2 protein-coding genes are annotated in these 5,507 nt (G+C 33.9%); both read left to right on the top strand.

Annotation, left to right across the window (positions count from 1 at the left end):
• Positions 1-2,714: Ig-like domain-containing protein (locus Q0409_RS01830; RefSeq protein WP_298534465.1), on the top strand; the 2,714-nt coding region annotated here is incomplete at its 5' end.
• 526 nt (positions 2,715-3,240) lie between these two features.
• Complete coding sequence (locus Q0409_RS01825; RefSeq protein WP_298534462.1) at positions 3,241-5,502, top strand: hypothetical protein; 2,262 nt, start codon at positions 3,241-3,243, stop codon at positions 5,500-5,502.
• Positions 5,503-5,507: the final 5 nt, after the last annotated feature.

The raw sequence follows: 5,507 nt of genomic DNA, 5'->3' as shown, positions 1-5,507 counted from the left end.
GGGGAAGTTCAAGCCAAATTCCTTTCCAAAGCACAGGTAGTTTAGACATTACCTTTACAAATGTTACTTTTAGAAATATAAATGCAAGCATCCTTCTTAAATTAGCTACTACTGGAACTAATAGGTTTATTAATTGTAGTTTTGACAATGTTCATACTTATGCTTACCAATCTTCTGTTATTTGGAATAATGGAGGGTGGATGACTATTACTGGATGTAATTTCACTAATTGTAATGATAGTTTTGGTGTAATAACAAACCATAAAACTTATAATTCAGTATTTATGGATGTTAAAAATTGTAGATTTGAGGATAATTATGGTAGATATGAGCCAGGTGCTATTAATAACTGTGGTATAATGAATGTAACTGATTCTACTTTCATAAATAATAGTGCATATCAATGGGCTGGGGCAATTCATACTCATTCTAATGCTTATAGCCGTATAGTTGGCTCTAATTTTACTAACAATGTAGCAGGTACAAATGGAGGAGCATTATTCTCTTACAGTAAACTTGAAGTAATAAACTCCACATTCACAGGAAATACCGCTACTAACAATGGTGGAGCTATTTGTGGATACAGTTATGGATCAATTTACAATATCACCGTATGCTCATCCAAATTTATCAATAATAATGTTCTCAATGGTGCTGGCGGTGCAATTCGTGCTATGAATTTAGGATACTTAACTGTATGTCATTCTAATTTCACTAACAACAGCGCTTCAAACGGTCAAGCAATTTCTGCCATTACAGAAACAATAGATTATTGTAATTGTTGGAATTGTACTTGTCCAGATTGCCCTAATTGTGAAAACTGTACACATTATATCTCAAATGAAAGTGCAAATGTGAAACTATGTAATAATATTTATATAAATCATACTGGAAGCGGAGATACTGTTACTATTTCAGGAAATGATTATATATTCGATTATAATACCTTCATTAATAGTGTACAATCAGTGATTTTCAATGGAACTGGTAACATTTACAATGGAGTGCCAGCTTCTCCTAGTAATCAAGTAAAACCTATTTTAAAGTCTTCTATTGGAAATATTAGGTTAAATGACGATGGAGATCCTACTGAACTTTATATAAATATTAGTAGGGAGGATACTGTGGATGAAGATGATGAACAAATAGTTTCAGGTGCTGACTGGGAAAATGCTTATGGTGGAATTTGGGCTTATAGTGATGCATTGAGTAATATTGCTAATGGAGGAGTGATATATGTTGCTTCAGGTACTTATTCTAACTTTTTAGGCAGTAATCAAAAAAGTTACACTATAATTGGTCAAGATGACACTATATTCTCACAGTTAAATTGGCCAGAGCAGACTGCTGATGGCACTATTCACACTTATATAAATATAACTTTTGAAAGTACTTTAAAACTAAATACAGATTATGGTGTAGGTAAAAGATTTTTTAAAAATTGTACTTTCAGACCCGATGCAATAATAATCGGGGACATTTCTGAAAATAATTTTGATCATAACCCTGCTGATTATGGTTATGATTTGACTGTCTTTGAAGACTGTATTTTTGAAAATTATAATAATGTAATTGACATTCACAAATATGAAAATGTAGAGTTTAAAAATTGTACTTTTAGAAATATCGAAGCAGATTCTTTAGTCTACACTAATTCAGAATATGAAGGAGCTGTAAAATTCGATGCTTGTACTTTTGAAGGATGCACATTTAACGGTGTTGCAAAATACATCAGTGATATGGAAAATTTAATCAGTATTGAAGATTGTAATTATGATTTTGAAGTAAGTACTGATGTTATTCCTATTGGTGGTGCTTTTTATGTAAACTCTACTCAATCTAGGGCTGGCTCTAAGTTAACTATGGATGTAGATGGAGATAACCTTGTGATCTCTTTAACAGATATGGAAGGGAACCCTATTGCTGATGTAGATGGGATCAATGTTCTTGTAAATGAAGAAAGCATTCCTTGCCAAATGGAAAACGGTGTGGCTACCCTAAACATCAGTGACTTATCCGGTAAAGTTACTTTCAGCGCTGCTTTTGAAGGAAATGCTAACTATAAGGAATCATCCGCTTCCTTAAGCACTTACATCATAGTAAACAACATAACTGTTGAAGTCCCTGTAGAAGTTCCTGTTTATATTAACCAGACTGCTACTTCAATTACTGCAAGCGACATAACCACTACCGCTAAGGTCGCTAAGACATTGTCCATTACCTTAAAGGATGCTAGCGGCAAGGTCCTTGCAAGCAAGGCTGTTCAAGTGACTGTTAACGGCAAGACATCAACTGTCACAACTGACAAGAACGGCGTTGCCAAAGTGAACGTCAACTATGCTAATGCAGGTACATACTACTACACCTTGTCATTCCTCGGTGACAATGACTACAAGGCTTCCATGAAGGCTGTAAAGGTCACTGTCAACAAGCAAGCAACAAAGGCTACTTTCGCTAAAAAGACCTTCAAGGTCAAAGCAAAGACCAAAAAGGTCACCTTCACCCTTAAGGATGCTAAAGGAAAAGCAATCAAGGGCAAGAAGATTACCTTCACAGTCAACAAGAAGACCTACACTGCAAAGACCAATGCAAAGGGTATTGCAACCGTGAAAGTCAAGCTCACCAAGAAGGGCAAGTACACTGCTGTTGCCAAGTTCGCAGGAGACAACACTTACAAGGCAATCAGCAAAAAAGCAAAAATAACTGTCAAATAAAATTGTTTTATTATTTAATGGGTCTAAATACATTTTTTAGACCTATTAATTCCTTTATATTTTCTAAAAGGGCGAATTAAGTTTTATAAGGATTTATTTCTTATTCTAATCCAATGATTGGAATAATAAATAAATTCTTTTAAGATTTGGGAGAATTTATTTAAAAGTTTTTGTTTAGTTTCAAAAATAGTTTAAAGCCTCATTTAAATTTCATATCGAAAGAAATAGTTTTCCAAAAAGGAGAGAAAATATCCAAAAAATAAAGAAAAATAAAAAAGGGGAATAAGTAGGCTTTTATTCTTTTTTTATCCTTTCTTTATTTCATCTTTTTCTCAAGGGATTTATTTCTTATTCCAATGATTATTTTGGATTGGAATAACAAATAAATTTTCCAATGGAAATTTATTTTAATTTTTTATGATTATAAAGGAAAAAATTTTTCTTGTAAATTAAACTATAAAAACTTATGTTTTAAAATGTAATCTGGTGGTTGAAAGAATATCAAAAAAAATAAGGGAACTGAAATATGCAAAAGATTAAACATATGCTATTGTTTTCAATGGTCATGATCCTATTGGTCTCTGTCTCTTCCGTTTATGCAGCCGATAGCGATTCTCTTTCATTGGCAAATGGGATTGGCTCTCTTTCACTTGATGACATTGAGTCAAGTACTGTTTATGCAGTGGAGGATTCATCTTATGTCTCTTCTGTAGGTGGTGGCAGCGATAGCATTTCATCATCATCCAATCTAGCTTCTGGAAGCACAGATGACCCTATCTCCAGTTGGGATGAGGTTTCTGTTGAAGACAATGATGATGTTGTGTATTCTGGTTCTTCTTCCAATAAGTCTTTAAAGGCTTCAAGCAACGTTTCCAATGGGCCTTTAGGTAAAGGCACTTACTATATAGACAGTGGGAATTTCAATGAGTTCTTTGCAGACAATGTGTTGAAATCAGAGTATGGCAACAGCACTCTGATTTTCGGAGGCAATTTTGACAATTTTGGTGTAATCAAGTTCTCTTCCGATAATACTCATGTCACTGCAAAGGATTCTCTCTTCTACAATACAGTTTTCGATTTAGGCGCTACTGGCATTGTGTTGTCTAACATTAAAATGGTCTTGGACAAGGAATTCGAAGATAATGAATATGCAGGCATTTTTGTTCATGCGGATAATGTTACTATTTATAACTGCACTTTAAATTACACTACTCCTGAAAATGTTACAGCTTTCGGCATTTATTCTGACGGTCATGATGATGATTTTGTTGGTTTGAATATTATTAATAATACTATCAACTTTTATGGTCATGGTTTAGGAGATAATGATTATAATTATGGTGTTTTTTTACGAAATACTCATGATAGTTTGGTTTCTGGCAATAATATTTATTGTGAGCTCCCAATAAAATATATTCTATGGACTTTTGTTGGGTCTTATGGTAAAGTGAGCACAGATACTGTTGCTGCTTTTGCAGCAGATTGCTCTGAGAATTTGACTTTGTCCAATAATTATATCCATACATTGGTTAATTATAGAAGTTTTAATTATCCTACATTAGATACTGTTATTTTATATGGTTGCAGTCATTCTATGATTGAGAATAATGTTATTCGTAGCGAGGATTTTATTACCAAAGTAGGTCAGGATAACTACCTTTATGCTTTGGATTTATATAACCTTAATAATGTTACTGTTATAAAAAATAATATTTCAGTATTTACTAACGGAGGTAAGACTTGCCAGAGCACAGCTTATCCAATTCAAATTAATGGGCCTGTTGATCATGTTAAGATTGCTTTTAACAATTTGACTACTTTTAATCATGGCCCTAATTGTGGGATTTATTCTCAGAATTTCTATGGGGATACTTTTATTGATATTATTAGTAATTTTATTAATGTGACTGGTGATGCAACGGTTGATGGTTATGCTCCTTATGCCTTAGTTACTGGTATTGAGGTTCAGGATACTGGTGATAATATTTTGAATAATACGATTATTGTAAATGATTTAGGCAATTCTATTAAGAATTCTGTTTATGGCATTAGTTATGTTCAAAATACTGGTGGAAATCATACATATAATATTCAGTATAATAATATTACTACCAATGGTAATTACGGTGTTAAATTAATTGGTGATGTCAAGGACTCCACTACTTATAATTCAACAGTTTCTAATAATATTTTAAACACTCATACTACTTCTAATCATACGGGTGCTAGCACCAATAATCAAGTTAGCCGTCCGATAGGTACTATTGTAAAAAACAACACCAATGGAAATCCTAAAAACACAATGAGCGAAGATTATTATCCTGACTGGTTGAAGGATTATGTCCGTGAGGGTTCTGGTCGTGGGACTGGTGATTTTGCTTGGTTGAATAGGATTTTGAATCCTTCTTCTAATGGTACCGGTTTCAGTGGTGCTGTTGGAAATGGTACTTCTCATAGTGGAAGCGGAAATGCCCGTGGCCAAAGCCATAGCAGCAGTGATGGTGATGTTTCAGGAAATGGAACAGATTCTAACAGTGATGCTGTTTTAGGTTCTGATCATGATGCTGCTCCTGGTGTTGGTGGAGATGCTTCTCCAAGCATTAGTGCCGCTAGTCCTAGTGATAGTGGAAGCAGTGCAGCTAACCCTAATGCCTATGAGATTGATGAGCATGACAATGTAGTTAGCAAGTCTTCAGATTATCTCCAATTAGGACTAATTTGCATTGTTGCATTGTTATTGTTGCTTGTTGGTTATAAGCGTCAGAAGGATAAAGAGGAAGAAGAATAGTTAAA

Origin of the sequence: uncultured Methanobrevibacter sp., from assembly GCF_937898925.1 — an archaeon.
Classification (GTDB): domain Archaea; phylum Methanobacteriota; class Methanobacteria; order Methanobacteriales; family Methanobacteriaceae; genus Methanobrevibacter.
Note: the sequence above shows the minus strand (reverse complement) of the source record. Positions and strands in the feature narration are given on the sequence as shown.